The organism is Flavisolibacter tropicus, from assembly GCF_001644645.1.
Taxonomy (GTDB): Bacteria; Bacteroidota; Bacteroidia; order Chitinophagales; family Chitinophagaceae; genus Flavisolibacter; species Flavisolibacter tropicus.
On sequence record NZ_CP011390.1, the window covers coordinates 1,705,447 to 1,729,425 of the forward strand.

19 protein-coding genes are annotated in these 23,979 nt (G+C 39.4%); 6 read left to right on the forward strand and 13 right to left on the reverse strand.

The features are described from left to right. Window positions 1-232: 232 nt before the first annotated feature. The 11 genes from SY85_RS07155 to SY85_RS07200 all read right to left on the reverse strand — a co-directional run bounded on the left by SY85_RS07155 (window position 233) and on the right by SY85_RS07200 (window position 17,544). Window positions 233-2,572, reverse strand: coding sequence for a hypothetical protein (locus SY85_RS07155; protein WP_066402924.1), 2,340 nt, complete (start codon window positions 2,570-2,572; stop codon window positions 233-235). A 106-nt stretch (window positions 2,573-2,678) separates the two neighbouring features. Then, complete coding sequence (queA, locus tag SY85_RS07160) at window positions 2,679-3,728, reverse strand: tRNA preQ1(34) S-adenosylmethionine ribosyltransferase-isomerase QueA (RefSeq protein WP_066402925.1); 1,050 nt, start codon at window positions 3,726-3,728, stop codon at window positions 2,679-2,681. Between the two features lie 372 nt (window positions 3,729-4,100). Further along, window positions 4,101-4,517 carry a single-stranded DNA-binding protein gene (locus tag SY85_RS07165; RefSeq protein ID WP_066402926.1) on the reverse strand — a complete coding sequence of 139 codons (417 nt, stop codon included), beginning with the start codon at window positions 4,515-4,517 and terminating at the stop codon, window positions 4,101-4,103. Between the two features lie 675 nt (window positions 4,518-5,192). Continuing rightward, the gene (locus tag SY85_RS07170; protein ID WP_066402928.1) at window positions 5,193-7,676 is read right to left on the reverse strand and encodes a TonB-dependent receptor; all 2,484 of its coding nucleotides are present in this window, start codon (window positions 7,674-7,676) and stop codon (window positions 5,193-5,195) included. A 52-nt stretch (window positions 7,677-7,728) separates the two neighbouring features. After that, window positions 7,729-7,965 carry a hypothetical protein gene (locus SY85_RS25310; RefSeq protein WP_099459374.1) on the reverse strand — a complete coding sequence of 79 codons (237 nt, stop codon included), beginning with the start codon at window positions 7,963-7,965 and terminating at the stop codon, window positions 7,729-7,731. 60 nt (window positions 7,966-8,025) lie between these two features. Further along, on the reverse strand, window positions 8,026-8,475 hold the full coding sequence (locus tag SY85_RS25315) for a class I SAM-dependent methyltransferase (RefSeq protein ID WP_099459375.1): 450 nt from the start codon (window positions 8,473-8,475) through the stop codon (window positions 8,026-8,028). 4 nt (window positions 8,476-8,479) lie between these two features. Then, window positions 8,480-9,127: a ribulose-phosphate 3-epimerase gene (rpe, locus tag SY85_RS07180; RefSeq protein ID WP_066402931.1), complete on the reverse strand. Its 648-nt coding sequence runs from the start codon at window positions 9,125-9,127 to the stop codon at window positions 8,480-8,482. Between the two features lie 183 nt (window positions 9,128-9,310). Next, on the reverse strand, window positions 9,311-10,840 hold the full coding sequence (locus SY85_RS07185) for an MBL fold metallo-hydrolase (RefSeq protein ID WP_066402938.1): 1,530 nt from the start codon (window positions 10,838-10,840) through the stop codon (window positions 9,311-9,313). Between the two features lie 336 nt (window positions 10,841-11,176). Further along, entirely contained in the window at window positions 11,177-12,541 is a 1,365-nt protein-coding gene (locus tag SY85_RS07190; protein ID WP_066402940.1) for an APC family permease, read from the reverse strand. A 668-nt stretch (window positions 12,542-13,209) separates the two neighbouring features. Further along, window positions 13,210-14,550 (reverse strand): TlpA family protein disulfide reductase, encoded by a 1,341-nt coding sequence (locus SY85_RS07195; RefSeq protein WP_066402942.1) that lies wholly within the window; start codon window positions 14,548-14,550, stop codon window positions 13,210-13,212. 426 nt (window positions 14,551-14,976) lie between these two features. Next, complete coding sequence (locus tag SY85_RS07200) at window positions 14,977-17,544, reverse strand: M14 metallopeptidase family protein (protein ID WP_066402944.1); 2,568 nt, start codon at window positions 17,542-17,544, stop codon at window positions 14,977-14,979. Between the two features lie 405 nt (window positions 17,545-17,949). On the opposite strand from SY85_RS07200, the gene SY85_RS07205 reads away from it, so the two are divergent. From SY85_RS07205 to SY85_RS07220, 4 genes are all read left to right on the forward strand, one after another. Further along, window positions 17,950-18,984, forward strand: a complete 1,035-nt coding sequence (locus SY85_RS07205) for a PhoH family protein (protein WP_066402947.1) — start codon at window positions 17,950-17,952, stop codon at window positions 18,982-18,984. A gap of 204 nt (window positions 18,985-19,188) precedes the next feature. Then, window positions 19,189-19,611: a nuclear transport factor 2 family protein gene (locus SY85_RS07210; protein WP_066402948.1), complete on the forward strand. Its 423-nt coding sequence runs from the start codon at window positions 19,189-19,191 to the stop codon at window positions 19,609-19,611. A gap of 325 nt (window positions 19,612-19,936) precedes the next feature. Next, complete coding sequence (locus SY85_RS07215; RefSeq protein WP_066402949.1) at window positions 19,937-20,485, forward strand: inorganic diphosphatase; 549 nt, start codon at window positions 19,937-19,939, stop codon at window positions 20,483-20,485. Then, on the forward strand, window positions 20,482-20,904 hold the full coding sequence (locus tag SY85_RS07220) for a sulfite exporter TauE/SafE family protein (protein ID WP_226999037.1): 423 nt from the start codon (window positions 20,482-20,484) through the stop codon (window positions 20,902-20,904). Before SY85_RS07215 ends, SY85_RS07220 begins: the two co-directional genes overlap by 4 nt. Before the next feature lie 53 nt (window positions 20,905-20,957). Here the strand turns inward: SY85_RS07220 and SY85_RS07225 are convergent, their stop codons facing one another. After that, window positions 20,958-21,749: a C40 family peptidase gene (locus SY85_RS07225; protein ID WP_066409464.1), complete on the reverse strand. Its 792-nt coding sequence runs from the start codon at window positions 21,747-21,749 to the stop codon at window positions 20,958-20,960. A 147-nt stretch (window positions 21,750-21,896) separates the two neighbouring features. On the opposite strand from SY85_RS07225, the gene SY85_RS07230 reads away from it, so the two are divergent. Both SY85_RS07230 and SY85_RS07235 read left to right on the forward strand, forming a co-directional pair. Continuing rightward, window positions 21,897-22,478, forward strand: a complete 582-nt coding sequence (locus SY85_RS07230; protein ID WP_066402953.1) for an RNA polymerase sigma factor — start codon at window positions 21,897-21,899, stop codon at window positions 22,476-22,478. Further along, a complete protein-coding gene (locus SY85_RS07235; protein ID WP_066402954.1) occupies window positions 22,475-22,837 on the forward strand; it encodes a hypothetical protein in 363 nt (120 codons plus the stop codon). The genes SY85_RS07230 and SY85_RS07235 overlap by 4 nt, the downstream gene beginning before the upstream one ends. Before the next feature lie 26 nt (window positions 22,838-22,863). Here the strand turns inward: SY85_RS07235 and SY85_RS07240 are convergent, their stop codons facing one another. Next, a complete protein-coding gene (locus SY85_RS07240; protein ID WP_066402955.1) occupies window positions 22,864-23,898 on the reverse strand; it encodes a hypothetical protein in 1,035 nt (344 codons plus the stop codon). Window positions 23,899-23,979 lie beyond the last annotated feature (81 nt).

The following is a 23,979-nucleotide window of genomic DNA, read 5'->3' on the forward strand; positions in this document are numbered from 1 at the left end:
AAATTATCAAAGAGTCTCAAACCAAAATGTTAAAGAAAAAAGCCCTACACCTAGCAGAGCCCTTTTCTTATTTTATTGATATACCAATTGGTTAATAACTACTTGGTGAAGAAGCAATATTTTACTTGATCACAATTTCAAGCTGCCATTCTTTAGCTAACTGTTTTAGATTAGCAGCAAACACAACTGTCCATTCATTACATGACTACTTATGCCCTTTAAAGATTGGGAGCTACTGCTTTGCTTGTAGTACCTGTTGCATGTAAACAGGTTGGCCTGCATTTGTAAAGCCAGTTACAACAACCCTGAACGTTTTTGTTACATCATTATTATAAAAATGTATTACCCCTTTCCCATTGTTTGAAGGCAATACGGTTTCCCAATACAATAGCTCTCGCCTGTCTTCATTAATAATACCAAAACTTTCATCTGCGTAATTAAAGGGCACCAAAGGCTTTTGAGTTTTATACCCCTTCAGAATGGCATGTGGCATACTAAGCATATTACTTCCGCCACCACTACGGGTATATATAGCGATAACATTACCATTAGAAATTGCGCCTTCACCATTACGAAACACTTTAATCATGGCCACTTCATTTGCTAGGGGCAAATCTTTACCAGCCAGCATTTCATCAACATATACATACATAGGAGTCTTATCATAACCAGTGAATGCAAGACCACCAACATGTTGGCGCACCCAAGCCAGAATATCTGCTCCTGGCGACATCACATATTTCCCATTTTCAAAATCAAATACAATTTCATTAGATGTCTGAAAGAAGGTTGAACTCAATCGTTTATTCAGTTGCTCCGTTACGGATTGCCTTTTTGCCTTAACCACTATTTCTTCTAACTTTTTGTATCGGCTTTCCACTAGCAATTGGTTCTTTAAAGCCAGCGCCCTATTACTCATTAATGGGTCAATAGCTGCAGTAGCTCGCCTTGTTACTAAATAATTACTTTGCGGCAATGAACCTAATAACCTTTTAAACTTATTGTTTAACTCAAATACTACTCGTATCGATTTTGCACTATACTTGTTTGAGTTCAACATGTAAAAAACTTTTGCTGAATCCAAAAGCAAGGCTCCATCTATTTGAAAGGAACCAGAGTTATCAGTATGAAATTGATGGTAGGCGAATGAAGAATCCCCAAAGCTAAAGAGTAAATTCACTGGCGTATTTAATAATAAACGTCTTGATCTAAAGACAGTACCAGTAAAGGAAAGATAATGTTCACGTTGATAAGCTGAGTTAGGAAAACGCCCATCCATTATATTTCCCCACGTAAACCAACGCCATCTTTCTGATACTAACAATGCATCAAGCGCTTCTTTATGGTGCTCATTCAGCTCATTAAAGTACCAGGCAGGATGATAAGGCCTATAAGTAATATCATTACTTAACCAAAGACTGCTAAGCAAATTTTCTTTAGACTCAGGCTGGTTTATATCCGCCACCAGTGCTGCATAACTATAACTGTTTGTACTATCTGTTTTTATTTGCCAGCTGTTAAGCGCTCTTGGTTTAAAAGAAATGGTATCAGCTACAAGCTGAGCTTTTGCCAAGGGTTTAGCATAAACAAATACAAGCCTTTCTACCAGCGGCACCTCCTTACTATCAAATAGCGTTAAATGAAGTAGACCATTTTCAATTCCTGCGGTTGGCAATTTCACAACTAGCAACGAATCCCTGAAAGCAATTGTGGTATTATAAATCAGCTTATGCTGTACTTGCCCCAAGAGTAAATACTTTTTTTCAGTAGTCTGTCTACCTTTAATCAGTATCTTACAAATTACGGTATCTCCCTCTTGCTTTGCTTTAAATAAAACACCGGAAGATCTAACAGCAGGAAGCAGGATTGTACGGGTATTGCCATAATTATCGGTTACTGTTGCCTGGTAGGTTTTATTTTCCTCTGCAACAAACTTGGTAGAGGCCACTTCCTGATTAAAAGAAGAAAAGGTTGAAATAATCTTTGAAGCATCCCCTTTCTCCTTTATCACTCCTTCCCAGCTTGGTGGCAAAAAACTCTCAGTAAACAATCGTATGGATATATTATTTTCTACACCGCCAATTAGCTGACCAGACTCAGCAAAAGCTTGCGCTGCCCAACGGATAGGCTTAGCCTTAAGCTGATATTCGGATTGCGGATTATAAACCAGGAAGGTATGTAGGTAAGGGAAATTCTCATCAAAATTGAGCATCCAAGCCGTATATGCTCTTATATAATACACCCCCTCTGGCAATTGATTATTTAACAAGAAACTACCCTCGCCAATACCATTGAATAATGGTATCATAGATTTATCGAGTAGTTGCTTATCCTGGTTGTATAACTCAATATATAAATTAGAAGATAAATCAGTTGGAAGATAGCCTTTGAATACATAGCATTTAAACCGGACAGTCTCACCAGCTAAATAGCTTTCATTATCATACTGAATGAAGACCTTTTCAACCGGATGTTTTTCGTAGTATTTGTTTAAGGCGGTTTCGGCTTTGCTTTGTGCAGAAAGGGTACAACAAATCTTTAAAAAGCATATCAACAACAATGCTTTTCTCATAAGAAGATAGTTTCAACTAAACTAAAAAACATCTTGTTTTAAGAATGTTAAAGCAATAAAAAAGGCCTGGATTAAATCAAGGCCTTTTAAAATTATACTTTACGAATTAGATGATTAACATCGCATCGCCATAGCTGAAGAAACGATATTTATCCTTGATCGCTTTTTGATAAGCTTCCATCATCAGGTCATAACCCGCAAACGCACACGCCATGATCAGCAAGCTGGTTTTAGGCAAGTGGAAGTTGGTTACTAATGAATCAGCAATGCTGAAATCATAAGGTGGATGAATAAAGTTATTGGTCCAACCTTCAGAAGGCTTTAATAAACGTTGTGCAGTAAACGAAGATTCCAACGCACGCATGGTAGTAGTACCAATGGAGCAAATGCGGTGATTGGTTTCTTTCGCCTTGTTTACAATCTTACAAGCTTGTTCTTCTATACGGTAGTATTCCGCATCCATTTTATGCTTGCTCAGATCTTCTACTTCAATAGGACGGAAAGTACCTAACCCAGTGTGTAAGGTTACTTCAGAAAAGCGGATACCCTTGATCTCACAACGCTTGATCAACTCGCGGCTAAAGTGCAACCCTGCGGTTGGGGCAGCTACTGCACCTTCATGCTTAGCATAAACAGTTTGATAACGCTCGCGATCTTCCTCATCGGGCTTGCGCTTGATGTATTTAGGCAATGGAGTTTCACCATGTTTTTCTAAGATCTGGCGGAAGCCTTCATCATCGCCTTCAAATAAAAATTTAATGGTACGGCCACGAGATGTGGTATTATCAATTACTTCTGCTACTAAGTCCTCATCATCACCGAAATATAATTTATTACCTACACGAATCTTTCTTGCGGGATCAACTATTACGTCCCATAGGCGTTGTTCTTTATTTAATTCACGAAGCAGGAAAACCTCGATCTTGGCACCAGTCTTTTCCTTGCGGCCATACATGCGGGCAGGAAATACTTTTGTATTGTTTACCACAAAAGTATCCTTGTCATCAAAGTAATCTAGGATGTCACGGAAGTGTTTGTTTTCAATTTCCCCGGTTTTTCTGTGAACCACCATCAGGCGGGCGTCTTCACGTTTCTTGGCTGGATTTTGTGCAATAAGGTTTAACGGCAGGTCAAACTTAAATTGTGAAAGCTTCATGTACTTATTTACTTAGGATTTTTAGCCGTATGACTAAACCAAAATGCGTAGCGAGAGAAGAAGGAGAAAGGAACAAAAAGGTCCTATATCACTAGGGGCAGCCTTTGGATTCTATCCTTTCCCAAACCTCGGTCTTACGGCACCGGGACTGGTCAATAAGCTTCTAAAGTGGGCAAAAGTAAGACGGAATTTCTGATTTCTGATTTCTGGGTTTCCGAATTTTTTATTGTTCAGTATAACTCACTGATTGTCTACCCTTTACTTAAAGTTAAATTGGGAATCTTGAGTTTAAATAAGCACCACAACCGCAACTCCATTGACATAAATAAAAATGCCCCGAAGAGTCGGGGCATTCCATCATTCTCTGTTGTATTAAAACGGAAGGTCATCCGCAACATCATCAATACTAGCAGAAGCTGGGGCGCCTTGACGCTGTGGCATTGAAGAATCCATAGAAGATCCGCCACCTTCGCCTTTGCGACCTAACAACTGTACTTCACGAACCCGCATAGAAAGAGAAGCGCCGGCAGTACCATCGTTGCGTTGGAAAGAACGCACTTCCGGTGTGCCCTCTGCAAATACTTGCGTTCCTTTTGTCAGGTAAGGAGCTACAGCTGTACGATCAGTCCAATATGCACAATCAACCCAAGTTGTTTTTTCCTGGTTGTTGCCTTGACTGTCTTTGTACTTTTCAGTGTGGGCCACTGTAAAGTTGATTACATTTTTACCATTAACCGTGTTTACTACACAATCTTTACCAAGATTGCCAATTACTTGCATTTTAATCATAGTGCTCAATATTAGGGCAACAAGATACCGCTTTTTTGAGCGTATTCCTATCAAACGCCGCTTACTATTTGTTAGAATTTTATCCCCATTAGAAAGATTTATAATTTGATAATTCAGATAGTTTTGCTAAGAATAATGGAGACATGGAGCGTGAAAGTAAGAGTCTCCGCTACCAGCCTGCTTCTTTGTTTCTACACCCGTCCTCCTATCTAAATGATTACTCCATTGCTACTCCATAAACACTCCTATATTACTTCACAGCCACTTCACTGCTTCTTCATAGTAAAGCCTATGTAAAGCCATAGTAACGTCATGGTAGCCTGTAGGTTCACCCGTACCTCACCCGTACCTCACCCCTATCTTGGGCGTACCTCACCCGTACCTTGACGCGTATCAGGCTATCTACGCACCGTTATAAACTCATAAGAAATAGTAAAGAAAAGTATAATAAGAAGGGCTGCGGATGCCCTAAAAGAGAAGACCCTAAAGATACAAACCAGCCCCTATAGAGCAAGTTCTACTGCCTTGAACATTGAAAATTGAGCATTGAACATTTCCTTTCTTGTTCCTTGTTTCTTGCCCCTTGTGCCTTTCCTCCACTTCTTCCTTCATCCTTCCTTGTTCATTATTCTTCCCCTTGTCAACCTATCAACTTGTTAACCTGTCAACTGCCATCTACCAACGCGCCACAATCTTAAAGTTCAATAACCTTGGCGTTAAGCGGTTGGGCATAGTGAATGTATTATTGGCAAAGTCTTTTACCAACAGATAGGAAATAGTGTTGGGGCGATCAATAAGGTTAAATACTTCTAAGCTGGCCCAGATATTTTCAAAATTGTGGAAAGGACTGTGGCTACGGCGGGCAGTTTTATCGCCATCCAAAAGCAAAGCACTAAAGCCAATATCAGCGCGTATGTATGGTTGTATATAAAGTGCATTCCGGTACTTGATACTACCCGGAATATTATAGGGAAGATTACTACCGTAAAGCGTACTTAAATACACCTTGAAGTTTTTATTGGTAGATAAATAGTCTTGAAAGAAAAGACCTACTGTTATGAGCCTGTCCGTAGGGCGACGGAACCATCCCCCTTCTACCGTTGTACTATCAATTGGTTTATGGTTTTCATCCAGCGTATATTCTTTATATACATCTCCCTCTAAATCTTCCTTGGTTTTCATCAACCCTATGCTCACCCAACTCTCGGCATCTTTTACTAATTCGCCAAACAAACGCATCTCTACACCGGCAGCATAGGCCTTAGCCATGTTCTCACCAAAATAACGCAGGCGTACATTGTCAATATCATAAGGTACTACATTGGTCATGTACTTATAATAGGCTTCTGCTGTTAAGCGCAGCGGGCGGCGCAAACCAATGAAATTATAATCTAAGCCCGCTACTCCCTGCCAGCTACGCTGTGCTTTCACATCAGTGTTCAGCGTTCCATCATATCTGCGTAGTTCCCTATAGAAAGGAGGCTGATGGTATGCTCCAGCTGCTGCACGGAAAACAATATCGCGCTTCCAATTTGGCTTCCACGAAGCGCCCATACGAGGCGCTATTAGAAGTTCATTATTCAGATCATTATAGTTAAACCGCACTCCCGCCTGTAGCGTAATTGCACGAGCAGAATCTCTAAAAGCAATATTGTCTTGAATATAACCATTGAGGCGATTTACATTCAAATCAGCTTGCGAATAAATAAACTTACTAAGCCGTAATTCATCTGGGTTATAGGGTAAAGAGTAACCGCCAGAATCCTGCATTTCAAATTCATGCAATTGATCTTGAATTGCGGTTCTATCATATCCCGCTCCCCACTGTACTATATGTCGTCCTCTATCCCAACTGCCTTTATGCGAAAGATTATAATCGGTGATCTTTAGATCATTGCGTGCATAATTCTGAAACACCCCAGCACCAAGAGGGTTTACAATTAAACCAAAGGAATTACTGGATTTGTCAAAATCACGATCCCCAAACAAATAAGCGCCAGCAATATCAATATTCTCTTCTTCATTATTCTGAAAACGAGACCCCAGGAACTTCAAGCGTATTGATCGATTGGGCTGATAGGTAGTTGAAACGCCAAGCATTTGCGTACTATAGGCATCCCGTTCACGTCCTTCAAAAAAAATATCCATTCCCAGGTTGGCCGTAAAGTAGGGGGAGAAAACCGAGGATGTAAGCTGGCTGTATTGAGGTGATAAGCGGAACTTGGTTTGAGAAAGGTTTCCCAATATTTCTGTCTGCCATTTGGCATTCCACTGGTAGTTGATTAGTGCTTGAATATCGGATGATGACGGCACATAACTGCCTTGCGTTTCTTGTCTGCTAAGCAAGTTGCGATTGCTCCGATTACGAACACCAATCAAATAAGAAAGCCGGTTCTTATTTGTAACCCCTTCTAAATGGAAACTTTGCTCCAGGATACTGATATAGGCCGAACCTCCAAAAGCTCGTGGCTTATTGTACTGAACATCCAACACAGAGCTCATTTTATCGCCATAACGCGCTTGGTATCCGCCATTATAGAAATTAATGTTGCGTACCATTTCAGGATTGATAAAGCTTAATCCTTCCTGCTGTCCGCTGCGTACTAAATAAGGTCTATAGATCTCAAAGTCGTTTACATAAACCAGGTTCTCATCATAGCTACCGCCACGTACATTGTATTGCGAAGTCAGTTCGTTATTAGATCCCACAATCACTTTGATCATGCTCTCCACTCCTACTACGGGAGAAGGCAGATTCAATATATTTTTAGGATTAGGCTTTATCAATCCAGCCTCCGTTCGCGTCCGCTGGTCGGTAACCACTACTTCCTGCAAGGATTGGCCCCCAGCCTCCATTCGGATAGTAACTATCTCTTGCTCTCCTTCATTCAATAAAAAGTTTTGTTGTACTGTTTTATAACCAGTGTAGGAAAAAACTAAAGCAATGGCTTTATCAGCCGGCACCTTAATACTGAAAGCCCCGCTATCGTTAGTAGCAATACCATTTTGCTGCCCCAATACAATTACGGAAACATGGGGCAATGGCTTTTCGCTTTCATCCAGCACTTTACCACTGATAGTGGCCCGGTTTCTTTGGGCAACGGTAAGCAGGGAGAATAGTAAGCAAAAGGATAGGAATAAAAGTGAACGGCAACTCACTAGCTTCAAGTATTTGGGCTCTAAAATAATTCTTTCAAGCTAAGCTGGCGGTTTATTTTACAACCCTACCTATACGCAAACAGAGAGGGATGGCTAGTTTCATTTTCTCTTCATCTCCCCAAAGTGTATTCAGTCTTTCTTCAATAATGCTTAGGGGTGATACGCCATTTGCCTTAGTATATTTCTGGGTGGCCGACCAGGTTTCAAGGTAACCTTTAAACTGTTGCTTGGTCCACTCCAGCTCTATCTCAAAGTTTTGAATAGGTAAAGGCTGAAAGCTAAAATCCACCGTTTGGTATTGCTCGTCTACATAACGGCGTTCTGGGTCCCAATAGGGACCAACAATCTCTCAATAAAACTGAAAGTATAACTGTTGCAAGGCATCATCTGGCATGCGCATGGTATAGGTAGCCCAGGCAGCTACTACACAGCCCTGTTTACCCACACGGGTAGCTTCTTTAAAGAAGACATCCCAATTGAGCCAGTGATAAGCGGTAGCTACTGTTATTAAGTCAAATGTATTATCGGTAAAAGGAGTTGTTTCCGCCGTACTTATCTGGTAATGGATATTTTCTTTAGGAACAGCGTTCTGCAATTGGGCTTCACTGATGTCAGTAGCTTCTACCCTTTCAAAATAATTGGCCAGGCGCACTGCCGCCTGGCCATTACCTGTAGCACAGTCCCACGCCACCTTTCTTTCCTGTACAAAAGACAAAATGTACTCAAATAACGCCTCCGGATAAGTAGGCCGGTATTGCGCATACAAATTGGCTCGTTCAGAAAAGAGGTCCTTGGCCATGGCCTTATATCTTTTTCAGCTGAGCGATGGTTTCGGTTGGATTAGCTGATTTAAATACAGTATTTCCGGCAACCAACACATCGGCCCCCGCTTCTATAATGGATTTAGCGTTTTCTAAGGTAACACCGCCATCAATTTCAATCTTCACATTCGCGCCTTTCTCATCAATCATACGGCGAAGTTCTTTGATCTTGGTCAAGGTGTGTGGAATAAACTTCTGTCCACCAAATCCGGGATTCACACTCATTAAACATACTACATCAATATCAGCAATGATATCTTGTAAAAACGATACCGGCGTATGCGGATTTACAGCCACACCAGCCTGCATACCTAAGGATTTGATCTGCTGAATATTACGGTGCAGGTGAGTACAAGCTTCAATATGAACTGTTAAGATATCTGCACCGGCATTTTTGAAAGCCTCAGCATAGGTACCTGGCTCTAGAATCATCAGGTGCACATCACAAACTTTTGTAGTGGTTTTGCGTATATGCTCAATTACAGGCAAACCGAAAGAGATGTTTGGAACAAAACGTCCATCCATTACATCTAGGTGAAACCAATCGGCCTCACTTTTATTCAACATTTCACAATCAGCCGCTAAGTTTAAGAAATTGGCAGACAATAAAGAGGGTGCTATCAAAGCCATAATGAAGCGTATTAATTTGCGGCGGCAAGTTAGTCAAACCTCAAATAGAAAGACGCATTTATTCTTTTCTCACGCTTAAAGTTTGCTTTCTGATAACAGTACGGTAGTGAATTAAAGTCACCCTGTTAACAATTTACTTACATATGGCGCTCTAGTTTACCATCTTATAAATCAAATACCCCCTTATGAGCGCGTATTTTCAGAATTGATTTTAGCCTGAGGAGTTTGCGCTTTTATTGCATTTTCAAAATCGGCAAACTTCACCGCCTTCCAATGAACACCATAAATCGTTTCTACTTTAAGCTTATGCTTCTTGATTTGCTGATACAATTCAAAATTTACCGGTATCAGCGGTTTTACCAAACCACCCTTATCAGTAGAAATTAGCAAATCCGCCTGGTAGAGTATCTTTTCTTTAGGGAAGTATAAAACCAAAAGTTCTTGCGCATGACTATTAGGTCCAAAATCGATTAATTGTACCTGCAAACTATCATCTTGCAAGGTTTTGCTTCCAACAAATGTTTCTACAACAGGCTTTTTATTTTCAATACCCAAGGCAAACAAAGAATGTTGCGCCTGGGTTAAATGTCTTATGTAACTAACATTATCAGGGGTCGTGATAATGGGAATATCCTTTTTAATAAAGCAATCCAGCCGCCCCGCATGGTCTTCATGATAATGGGTGATAACAACATTTTTAATGGGCTTTCCGGGAAATTTCTTTTCGGCAATTGCTATTGCTTCTTGGGCCGCTGCAGGAGCTTCTACTAGAACCAAATGATCTTTAAAATTTAAGATCAAAGGATTATAACCACTTAGGCCTTCTAACATAAAGATATTTTTTCCAATCTCTTTAGTAGCAAAAGGAAGTATTTCACTCGCCCCATATTGAACCGGCTTAACAAATAACGCTTCTCCTTTCCGCTCATTAATGATAATGGTACTGGCAAATTCCTTCCGAACAAGTTTACCATTACTGGTTACTGTTTTTACTTGAGGGAAGAGAACTCCATTGAAGTCTTTATAATCCGAAAACTGATAACTCAATCGCTGATTCCCATGTATGATATTATCAGTAAAAAACTCAAACTTCTTAAGCAGTTTTGACGAGGGATCAAAGTATAGATCCAGAGTGAGTGTTGTATTATAAGGAAAGGCAACAACTTCATAATTCTCACCGCCCTCTTCTTTTAAACCAAGATATCGTAAAGTAAGTTTCTTATCCAGAGCTGCCTTAAGTAAGTAATTGGGTAGGTTTCGCAGAATGACATCATTCTTCACAACATTCTTATCTGCCAATGATAAATTAGTTACGCCAGAGAACCTCATTTGTGGCACTTCATAACTAAAGGCACTTGAATCAGTATATACACTTCTGAAATGAAAAATATACCCACCTAAAAAACGATTGACAACTTCATTGACAACCCTATCTTTTTCAAAATCTACAACAACTGTGTTTTGAAAAGGCAAACTAACATTGTCTTTATTAAAACTTACACTTTGGCCATCCATATATTTCTGGCCAGTATAGTCTATATATAGATATTTTATGTTTTTGGTATTCTCCTCACCACCCAATGCCTTCATACCATCAACCACTAAGGATATAGCCTTCGTAAAAGCAGGCAAATAATAATCAGGTGCTTGCGCACGAACGCCTATTGACAAACAGAAAACTAAAACAAAAAATAACAAGAATACATTTCTCATATTGGCTTGGTTTAAAGAAAACAGATAGGGTAATGATGCAGCACCTTTACCAACTGCACAAAGCGATGAAATGATTAACCAGTTAATATGTATGATTTAATAATGTCACACCAAATGCATCATAAATAAAAATAATAAGTGGCTTAGATTTAAGAAACTATAACAGTTGAAATGACATATACGTTGTTTCAACTGTATTCTTAAATAATCGCACATGTATCGCCGGAATGGGATCGTTTCTTGCATACATACATGGCTGTCAGTTAAAATGCAGGCTTTTGTACTATAAAGAAAGAATTTCTAGAATGCCATTCTTCAAGCTTCCCGGAATTTATATCAAACATTTGGAATCACTTTGGGCTCAGCATCCTCTCGGCGTTCATCCTTAGAGGATACGAACATTTTAAAAGCTGGATATGAACAGGCTATTATCCCAAGTGTAACCAGTAAGCTTATTTGATCACTAACGGCAAAGCCAACCATCAATGCCAATGTTACCAAAACAAGAAAATAAGAAGCATATGGATACCCCCAGGCCTTGTAAGGGCGATTTAAAGTTGGCTCATTTTGTCGCAATCGAATTAGTGAAGCAAAAGCAAAGGTTGTTACAATGGTCATGAAAAATGCCCCAAGAGAAAAAAGTAGATCAAAGGAACCTACAGCTATTAAGGCGGTTGCTAAAATGTAACAAAGCAACATTGAAAAATAAGGAGATCCTCCTTTGTTTACAATCTGGCCTTGCTTGATGAAAAACCCATCCCTGCTTAATCCAAATAATATTCGCGAAGGAATCATCATATAGGCATTCAATATGCTGACCAAAGACAGCATTGATATAATGATAATAAAGTCAGTACTCCAGCTACCAAAAGCAATAGCAGCTGCATCTGCTGCAGCCAAAGGCGAGTTCGCAATGGCTTTTACAGGCAAAACATACAAAATAGCCGCATTGATCATTATATATATTAAGGCTATGGTTAAAGCACCAATGAGGTATGACTTAGGAATGTTTTTAGATGGATTTTGATCTTCTTCTGAGAAATACGAAACAGACATCCATCCATCGTAGGCACCCATAATTAATTGTAAGGATCTGAATATTCCAATCACAAATCCTCCTTGTATTATCGAATGCTCTACGGCTGGTAAATGCTTAGCGGGTTCACTGATAAAACACCCTCCTATCAACACTAGAAAAAGCAGTATTTTAATGGCACTGGTTATTTGTTGGATTACACTTCCGCTTTTTACCCCGGGCAGATTAATCAACGTAAATAGGGTTAAAAATGAAAGCGCAACTAACGTAGTAAAAGGACGAAGTGCTGGGAATAATAAAACACTGTATTCACTTAAAACAATACAGAAATAAGCTGGTGCTATAGCATTGCAAAAAAAATCAAACCAGCCACTAATGAAACCTGCATAATTCCCAAAGGCTCTTTTAATGTAATTATAAGCACCTCCGGCTTTGGGAAACATTGTGGTCAATTCGGCATACGAACTAGCCGAAAGCAATATATACAGGCCAATACCTGTCCAGCATAACAAAATGAGAATAGCGTTTGGTAATAAAGCTGCAATAATACCGGGAGTACGCAGAATACCCACACCTATAGTACCACCTGTAACAATAGCAATCCCAAAAGCAACGCCTAAGGCTTTCTTTAACCCTACTGAATGAAGAGGCTTATTAACAGCCATAATTATTGTTTAAGAAAATGTGCTAATCAGTAGAGCTAGGAGCTGGCAAGAAATAGGATATTTATTTATGTTAGATTAAAGATAGTAAACGCTTAAAACTTATACTAACCTTTTAGGCAATTGATTACGGGCATTTTAAAGGTTTCAAAAAGTCATAACTGGCTAGCCTGATTGTGTCTCTCCTTTTTTAAGCCCTTACATGTTTCAAAAAAGGAAGTATCTGTTATAAATAAACCCCGCCGAAGCGGGGTTTATTTTATTTGTTTGTGCCAGGCAACTTAAAGTTGGCCTTAAAGCTCCTAGTCCTTAATTGCCTAAATGGCATTGGTTTGTTGCTACCATGCGTAAGCAGGTGGGACCACAATCCATTGTGCCTGGCTGTTTATAAAAAAAGAAAGACATAAAAGTATTTTATAGGTTTTTGTTAGCCAGATAGCCTACTAAACTTAGCTTGAAGGTGATACCTACGTAATGAATTACGTTTTGAAGCAAGAGTGTTCAAAGGCCCATTATCTTCTAACTACCTTATTGCACCAAACATAAAAAATACAAGCAGCTACACCAGATGTTTAGCGTCTGTCAGAATAAGTCGTATCGCTTCTAGTACCGTATTACATAAGCTCAGTTACTTAAATTGGGATACCATTTCTACCCCAAATGGATATATATTACTGAAGCATTTTTTCAATGAGCTGTAGCGCTTCAGCACTGGAAGGCATAGGTCCTCTCATCGCATAAATCTTAAAGTTCTGATCAATTAAGATAGTTCTTGGAATCTCTGATACTTGATAAGGTGCTAATGTTGATATATCTCCACTCCATTGAATACCAGAAAGCTGGTGTTTACTAATATAATTTAACCAATCGGCTTCATTCCTATCAATCGACAAAGACACAAAAGCTATATCCGAATGGTCTTTAAATCGATTGATTAGTGAGTCCAGATAAGGTTGCTCTTTGATACAAGGACTACACCAGGTGGCCCAGACGTCTATGAATATAATTTTTCCACGCAAACTGCTAAGTTTAATTTTATTGCCTTTGCTGTCATTTAAAACAAGATCAGCAGCCGTCGTTCCATTAAAGCTTAAAAACTTATTAAAGGTCTCCGCAACCTTCTTGCGATATATTGGTGTTTTGATTAAATCAATTTGTTGATTACTGAAGTTTGCTGTATCTGTTTGCATCAGGTGTATTAGGCCCTTAGCCCGAAACCAGTCTTTGATCTTGATAGCTTCTTTTCCATTGGAATCTGCGACTTGTAACTTTAAAATTCTTGGAACAACATCACGATAAACTTCAAGTTTCATAAGTCCAGCATTCAAATCCATTGGTACATACTTTTTGGCAAAACTGTCTACTTTGTTTAAAAACTCAGTCTGGAACTTCGCTAAACTGTCTCCCGTAAGCTTATGTACCCTAGGATAATAAGTTCGTAGCGCATAGAAACTATTTAGCAAATCAGCATTGATTCGCTTGCCCTCTAAATACTTAAAATCTTTAGACAACTTTGCTATAGCATCCAAGCGCGTTTTTCTTTGCTTCGCAGCATCCACTAACACATAAAATGTTTGTTCGATGGTGGATCTAACAGTTTGCCCACCTTCTAAATACGATCCTGCTTTGGGATAAGGGATTGATTTTAAATACTCATTTTCTTTAGAATGACTGCCTCTAAAAGAAGCGTTCCGTGCATCTTCATAATCAATGATGGCCTCTAATTTGTCGCCTGGAGATAAGTAAACTGAATTTCGTGCGATACGAAAGTATTTGGGTTCCTCCAAAGTAAACGTAATTGCAAATCGTCCATTACTGTCTGGCACAAATGACCTTTCAGAATTGGCTATATCAAACGGTTCTGTGTAATCTTTATCTACAATCTCTATGACATTTCTATAATTTTTTATGATTCCGAAAACCGATACTTTATTATTCGGTTTCTGCCCATAGCTCATTGAAAGAGAAATAAAAACAACAATAAAGAGAATATACAGCCTGGCTAATTTCACAGAACAATAATTTACTTTGCAAAATTAAATTTAGAAAGAGTTAGACAAGACACGTAGCCGTTATCTTGTCTAACAATACAACTTATTATTTTGGAACGCACTCATGAATGCTTGAACAAGACTGCCCCGGCAACCACATAAATATAGTTTCGAAAATCGAGCGAGTCCACCTACGATCTATCGTAGGCTTTTTAGACGAACCCATTGAATATCAATAATACAGTATTGTAGAGTTTAACACAACTAACTTTACAAACTTCCGAAACACCGTTCTTCAACACTAAAAAAACGAGAGAGCGAATCTCCGCTCTCTCGTAGGCTTTATGAATACCCAATGCAATAATTTGACACTTAACTTTCCTTAAATAAATCTACTTGGAATAACGCGTGAACACCTTAACTTGTAAACAAGTAAACTTACCTCCACTATTCTGCTACCGAAAAATTAGTATCAATTAACTTTCCAAAGAAAATAGCATTCATCATCAACTTGGAGCCACCTAACCAAAACGCCCGGAAGTTGGGGTTATCAGCTATGGAAATCACTTTTCCACTTCCTACCCCATTTACTACCACGGCAGCAGCATTTTTGATTACATCTAGGTTTTGGCGACTTACCCAGCCACTCTGTAAAGGATTGGCTTTGTATACAAATGGCGTCATGAATGGATTTTTAGTGCGCTCCATAAATACTTTATTTGCCTTAAATACGCTCACCGTTGGCTGCGTATAACCATAAGCTAATGGGTGTGTCAAATCCACTTGCGTCTGAAAGATCGCACCACTTACAACCTGCGAACCTTCTATTTGCTGTTTATCGGTGTATGGCAATAATAGAGACGAATCAACAGCACCTTTCGTACGTTTAAACGTAACATTGCTAATTCCATTTTGAGCAGCCCAGGTTACGGCTTCCTCCATTACAATTAGATTACCGCCACCTTGTACCCAGGCCTTTAATTTCTCTTTATTTAATTCATTATAATTACCGGCTACCAGCACCAATGTATTATACTTACCAAGATCGATACGATTAAATGTAGCAGGCTCTAAATGCGTTACAGGTATGTTGAAACGCTGATCCATCAAATGCCAGAATTCACCAGCATCTAAGGCACTCACGCCACTACCGGCAATCATTGCAATAGCGGGCTTACCTACAGAAATAAAACGACTACTACCAAGATCACTTCCTGCAGAAACACTACCAGAAGTAACAGCATATACAGGTAATTCATATTTCTGTGCAATCCGGCTAAGCGTTTCATAAATACGGTCCCCACCCATTGTTTGTAGTTGCAGTGGAATAGTGATGGTGCCATAACCAAATTTTTTACTACCAGTATTTACACTCATTTCAAACGCATTGGTAGCAACACGTGTTGTAATACCACTGCTCTGTAATTCATATAAAGCAGCAGGAGCATAAAACTCTGTCCACTCTATCAGGTAAGCATAATTGCTCTTGGGTACAGTAATCGAAGGAGTGCTTGCTGGAGCATACTTCTCACCTAATAAGCTGTTATTATATTGAGTAGCGTTTAGTTCAGCATAAGGCAGCCCAAAGGCCAACGGCATCGTCCAGGAAGTAATATCATAGAATAAACTATCCTGATAGTTTAAGGTTTTATCAAAAATAGCACGTATCAGACGATGCTGAGGTTGGTTAGCAGGAACAATGAAAGATGTTCCTTTTTTAAAAGCACCGGCTTCTGTACGCAGATCATTGCTCAGATTAAAAACATCGATCTGATGACGCTGCAGCATCGTTAAAAATGTAGCAGTTTTACCCCGATCTTTTTCATCACCAAACACATATCCTTTTACAGGTGCAGCAGCAGCTTCAGCCGATGCCGTTTTATAAAAGTCTCGCTGCATGGATAACAGCTCTGTTCTAAGGTTTTTAACAGCCTCAAGAGTAGATAATGTGGTAACAAATTGATTGCGGATAGTAAAAGGAAAACGCAATACGCCATTGGGTGTTTGTTGAGCATGTCCGCGGCTGGAGGCTTGTTCAAACAGGATTCCAATTGCCCCGTTTACATCCGGATAAGTTGAACCTTTACCGTAATAAAAATCATCATAGTTCTCCTTGGTGAAATAAAGAGAGCCGATCCTGTCTAAATAACTAGCATGATAAGTCCCCATTTTAGCAGTCAACTCCTGGTTGATTTTCGGTGTCAAAGGGTTTACTCTCGAAGGCACTCCCGGTTGAAAGAAAAAAGTAGCATTACTACCTTGCTCATGATGATCTGTCAGCACATTTGGCTTCCAAAGATGAAACCATTTCAGGCGATTCTGACTTTCAACATGTACTGCTGGCAGCCAATCCCGGTTCAAATCGAACCAGTAGTGATTATACCTTCCACCTGGCCATACTTCATTAAACTCTCTGGAACTTGGATCTGTTACCAGGTTTTTGCTTTTATGTTGGTTTACCCAGGTTGAAAAGCGTTGTAAGCCATCTGGATTAAAGGAAGGGTCAAACAGAATAACTACATTATCCAGCAATTCATCAATTTGCTTACCCTGTGCAGCAGCCAGATAATAAGCGCTTACAAGCGATGCATTGGCACCACTGGCCTCATTACCGTGTATAGAATGCCCAATCCAAACTACAGCTGGCATATTTTGAATAGTAGCGGCACCAGACTTCGTTGGGTCTGTTAACTGTACATGCTGTTGACGTATCTGTTCCAGGTTTTGATGATTCTTGGGCGAGGTAATGATCAGCAATACTTGCGGTCGCTGTTCATAGGTAAAACCCATCGTCTCTAGCTTTACCCGATCAGGCGCAGCAGCAGCAACAGCTTTCATATAGCTAACCAGGCGGTCGTGTGTTACATGCCACTCACCTACTTCATGGTAGATCACATCTTTGGGTTTGGGAACGGCAGGATTGTAGCGTACACTATCGGGTAGATAATAGCTTAAATCCTGTGCCTTTGCAATACAGGCAAAGAACAAGCAGCAGATAAATAACAATCTTCTCATGTGTGTTAGTTAAGGCATGAAAATAAGAAGAGTTTACTGTTTATGTTCCAATCTTCCAATTGTAGCAATATTTATCCGGCAGTCGAATAGGGAAATTAAAATAGTAATCTATTCCGTAAGCCTGAATGAGGCTATTATCAAAACCTCCTAATTATATTAGAAATTCACAAATAGAAAGGTTAGGGTAAGAGTTCAAATAAATTACTAGAATATGGGGCTATTTCCATAATGATTTATTCACATAAGTGAACAACTTTTTTATAGAATCGGCACGCTTTTTTAATTAACATTACAAGAACAAGTAACTACCATTTCCTTAACACAAGGTGTCGTAAATTGTAGCTAGAAAAACTTGAGATTGATAAGCCGGAAAACCGGACATTTTCCATTAAAACAGCGTACAAATTGAGAGAAACAATTATCAACCTGGAAACCGTTAACCCTATTGAGTTCTTTGGAGTAAATAACGGTAAACTGGATATTTTGAAAAAGAAATTTCCACTCTTAAAAATTCTTTCTCGCGGTACACAAATCAAATTAAGCGGCGCACCAGAACAAGTTGATGGTGCCAAGGAAAAGATTGAACTGATCGTTCAATACTTGGAACGTAACGGCCATTTAAGTGAAAACTATTTTGAACAAATTTTAGGCGGTGATGATACGGAATCAGTTGACAACTTTGTAGAGCGTAATCCTAATGACATCCTAGTTTTTGGCCCAAATGGCAAAACAGTTCGTGCACGCACGCATAATCAAAAGCGTTTGGTTACTGCTGCAGAAAAGAACGATGTCGTATTCGCTATCGGCCCTGCCGGTACAGGTAAAACGTATACTGCAGTAGCTATGGCAGTTCGCGCCTTAAAGAACAAGGCAGTAAAAAAGATCATTTTAACCCGACCAGCAGTAGAAGCAGGCGAAAGCCTGGGATTCCTGCCTGGCGATCTAAAAGAAAAGGTAGATCCATATCTGCGTCCTTTATATGATGCGCTGGATGATATGATTCCCGCAGACAAACTGGGATATTATATGAGTACGCGCACTATAGAAATTGCGCCGTTGGCGTACATGCGCGGTCGTACATTGGATAATGCCTTTATCATTCTTGACGAGGCTCAGAATGCTACAGATGTACAGTTGAAGATGTTCTTAACCCGTATTGGTGCTAATGCAAAAGCCATCATAACTGGCGATCTGACACAGGTAGACTTACCTCGTCACCAGCGTAGTGGCTTAGAAAAAGCCAGCCGCATTTTGCGCAATATTGACGGTATAGGATATATTGAACTGGACGAAGAAGACGTAGTACGTCACCGCTTGGTAAAAGCCATCCTTAAAGCATACAATGCTGAAGGACAGCGGGAAATAGAACAGGAAGAGACTGAAAAGAAAGAGCGTAAAGAACGTCGTAATTTTTACGACCGCGAGCGCAGAATTGACTAAGAGTATAAAATGAATGTAAGGAGAAAAGGAGAGCCTAACGGCAACACTCCTTTTCTCCTTTTTTCTTGCCCTTACTCCTTTTCAACTTTTATTTTAACTATTTGCATCCCTCTCTTGCATTCCATTTTCTTTTGTACCATCCCTCTTTATCTCTTTCGCCTCTTTTATCGCCTAGATTCACTTTTGTCGCTTAGTTTTGCTGCAATGAAATGCTTATCTATTTTCAGCGGTTTTTGTATAATACTCCTTTCTGCCTGCGGAAACAACGAAACGGCTAGTTCCTCAGAAAATGATGTAGACGCTGCACGCAATTTCATACGCGCAGCACTAGATGGCCAATATACGGAAGCGCAGCACCTAATAGTGGCAGACTCAATGAACTTACAATACCTGGATGCATTTGCCACCAATTATAGGGAGCGCATGAACAGAGAGGATAAGCGTGGTTATCGAGAATCATCAATTAATATTCATGATATTCAGTCAGTAAATGACTCCGTTACTATCGTTCACTATTCTAATTCCTATAAGCAGATACCAGAATCGCTGAGAGTGGTACGACGCAATAACAATTGGCTGGTCGACTTAAAATATTCCTTTACACCTGCCGACTCTACCCATAAATAAACCCTATCAGTTTAGTAGGCATTCGACGCATAGCATACGCACAAGGCTTTTTACGCTGAGCACAGTAAGGGTTCACTTTCTGGGACTCTTATTAAATGATATTGTATAGACACTTGTGAAAAAAACAGACGTAGCAACCCTAGGCACAACACTGTAATGGCGGCTTTTTGTGGTGGCTTTACAATATTCCCCTCATTTACACGGGAAAGCCTACAATTATAACAGGATAATCAGTATTTATTTTCCATAGTTTACATAATTAGTAATGTAGTTATTGAATTATAAGCCACCTTTGCCGGGTATAAAATTTTAGCAACATCTGATTATGCGCTCAACAACTGTTTTACATCCTTGGCACGGTGCCTCCTACGGGAAGAATGCACCACAACGTGTGAATGCTTTAATTGAAATTTCTCAAGGCTCCCGTACAAAATACGAAATTGATAAGACTACTGGCTTACTAAAGCTAGACCGGGTGGTTTACTCTTCTTTCCACTACCCTGTCAACTATGGTTTTATCCCTCAAACCTTAGGTCTGGATGGAGATCCGCTCGATATTTTGGTCCTTTGCTCACAATCTATACAGCCACTTTGCTTGGTCGAGGCCACTGTTATTGGGAATATGCAAATGATTGATTCCGGTGAAGAAGATGATAAGATCATTGCGGTAGCTACCAAAGATCCCTCTGTAAATCACATTACGTCTATCGAACATTTACCACCTCACTTTATCAATGAGTTGAAGAACTATTTCGAACAATATAAAGTGCTGGAAAATAAAGAAGTTCGAATTGAAGATTTTCAGAGTAAAGAAATAGCATTTAACGTCATTTCTGACTCAATTAAATTATACCAGGAAAAATTTGCCTCGTGATTGAACAACCCCAAAAGAAGCCAATGACTTTTCAAATAATACTTTTGATCTCATTAATAGGTCTTATTGCTGGTATACTTAGTGGGCTGGTGGGTGTAGGTGGCGGTATTATTATTGTTCCGGCCCTTGTCTTCTTTTTAGGGTTTTCACAATATCAGGCTCAAGGAACCTCCTTGGGATTATTATTACTTCCAGTAGGAATTTTTGCTGTAATCAATTATTATAATAAAGGCTATATAGACATAAAGGTTGTTGCCATTATGAGTATAGCTTTTATTATTGGCGGTTATTTTGGAAGTAAACTTTCATTAATACTTTCACAAGATGTATTAAGAAAGATATTTGCAATTGTTCTTTTCTATACGGCTTTTAAAATGCTGGAATGGGATAAGTGGATTTTCAATCTGTTTAAAAAATAATTGAACACTTCTATATAAAAAAGCCTGAGAAACAATCTCAGGCTTTTTTATAGCTATTCGGCTAACTCTTTCATCCTTCGTATACAAGTGAGGCTATGTGTACGCTGCCCTGTTTCCGCATTAGTAATTCCCTCTTCATCAATACGGTCAATTCGTACTTTTCCAGATGCGTGAATAATTTCAGAATTACTTAAAAGAATGCCTACATGAATGATCCGGCCAGCATCATTATGAAAAAAGGCAGTGTCTCCTATTTTGGAATCTGCTAAGTTGTCAATCTGTACACCCTGATCGGCTTGCAAATGAGCATCTCTCAATAAACGAATGTCAAACATTTTATAAACCTGTTGCACAAATCCGCTGCAATCCAAACCATAGATGGAGCGACCTCCCCACAGGTAAGCTGTATGTAAATATTTATTAGCTACTGCTCGCAAATTGGCGGCTGTGTAAGGCATTTTACTGGCATCCCATTGCTTGGGCGATTCGGGATAAGAAAACTCATAGGGACCAATGGCTAAAGAATGATCACCTCCATATTTGGCATATACTGGAGTTGCAAATGAAACATGCATAGCCTCACTGCCTTTTACATGTATTGAACTTACTTCAGCATCAGTATAAATCGTCGTTTCTGTTACGGCGTCTGCATTCACAAATGCTACCTGATTTAAGGCCACCCAGCCTTCATAACCATCGTACAAACATTTAATCCGAACAAAATCAGGCTGCTGCTCCATTACAAAACCAAACTCACCAAATAACAACTGGCTCACCATTTCACTTCTGTGTGAAGGATCTTTCCGCATGGCAGCCACAGATACAGTACAAAAAATATATTGCATAATTCTCCAGTAAATATGTGAATTTATTCCCGCTTTTGCATCATAGTAAAAGAAAGCAAACAGGATTTTATCAATTGCGTACTTTTTACAAGTAACTTTCCGCAAGCTATTAGAAATTCTTTTTATAACAATAGCATCAATTGACTTTTGAAACCCGGCCGCTATGACCATATCACCGACGAGCAGCTATTAAGCCTCTACAATGCTGATGGGAACCAGGAATGGATTGGCATTCTTCTGGAACGCTATACCCTTTTATTATTGGGTGTTTGCATGAAATACCTTAAAAACGAGGAAGATGCAAAAGATAGTGTCCAACAGATTTTTTTAAAAGTGCTTACAGAAGCTTCTAAATATCAAATTACGTATTTCAAGTCCTGGCTTTATATGGTAGCCAAAAACCACTGTCTTATGAAGTTGCGTGGCGGACAGAACAAAAACCCGCAAGAGTTAACTGAAAACCTGGCAAATGCACCGGCAGAAGACAAAAAGCATGAAATATTTGAAAACGAAAGAACCTATACGTTGTTAGAGGAGGCCATAGAAGAACTGAATGAAGAGCAAAAGCAATGTGTAACTTTGTTTTATATACATAAGTATAGCTACAACCAGATTGTGGAAAAAACAAATTTCAACCTATCACAGGTGAAAAGCTATATTCAAAACGGTAAACGTAACCTGAAACTATTACTAGAAAGAAAGTTAAACGAGAACCCAACAAAACGATGAAGGACAACCTGAAAGACATATTATCCAACTTAAATCCGGATATTGATCAGGAAACTTTATTGTTATACCTGCAAGGCAAACTCTCCGCTGAAAAACAGCATGAACTAGAAATGCAAATGTTGGATAGCGATTTTGATATCGATGCCATGGAAGGCCTTCAAAGCTTATCAAGTACCCAAAACGTTTCCCATCTGGTAGAACAACTAAACCGGGATCTAAGAAAACGCACTGCGCAAAAGAAAAGCCGCAGAGAAAAACTGCGGCTTAAATCAGACCCTTGGATCTGGGTAACTATTTTAATTACGTTATTACTAATTGTTGTCAGCTATCTTATTATTCACCAATTCTTAAAAAGTTAAACGCTCACGTTTCACAAACGCTACTCTTACTGGTACTGTATATAGATCGGCGCAGGCTTCAGCTTCAACACATCTTTCTTAGACATCATTTCCTTTTCACCCGACTTTTCAGTATCGTTTACATAAAATAGTTTGAAGCCTGTAAATTGTACAGGTTGAGGATGAATCCAGCTGTAATAAGTGCTTATTTTCTTAGCAGGTGGACCCCATCCATCCATATCCATGATAATTTGCAACTCAGGATGCAGCTTAATTTGATTAGCATTGGTAACCATACCTTGTGTAAAGCGGTGTACCATGAACATTTTAGGAGGCAGGTTATTTTTCTTTACAATATCAGCTAAATAATCAGCAGCGAAGTTGATATCAGCAGCATCTAAGGTACCAATTACAGATCCCGGACGCTTACCACCTTTTCCTGCCATCGCAAACTCTGGATCTATACCCAAGTGAACATTTGGATGAGCCAAATACTTTTCAAAATATGGTAGTTCCTTTTGCAAGGAGCTCAATCCAATTTGTATATCAATAAATACGATAGCGTTGATCTCTTTAGCCCAGTTTAAAATGGTATCGATCTGTGATAATGGCATGCGGTAGCGATACATTCCATCTTTTCCGGGTGCCGCTTGTGCCGTAGAAGCAATATAATGTAGTGCTGGAACAGCTTTAATTACAGTATCAGCTTCATTCCATTCTTTTACCTCTTGCAATAAACGCTGAATCATTTCCTGTTTAGGCCATTTCCCTAAAGCCCCCATCCGGTTAGAATACAGGTTACCGTAATAAGCAATCACACGATTAAACGGCAGAATAGCACCGGCTTGAGGATAGGGCGCGTTCTTAACCGGCCAATGACCAGACGAATCGCCATTGGTCATATACGTCATCAACTCGTTGTATTTAGCTGTATCTAAAGCTGGAGTTGTTGGGGAAGCTACAACTGAGGAATCTTCTCCACTTTTCTCAATACTTTTAAATTGATTTGTTATAGGCTGCGCTTTGTCGCTGGAACAAGACGCAAAGAGTACAAGACCGCCCAATAGGGTAATTAATTTCATGGTTGGATATTTCATAAGATGCTGCCAAATTAGGATAATATCATCATAACTCAGCAGCCATCCATTGCTTTATTACCATAT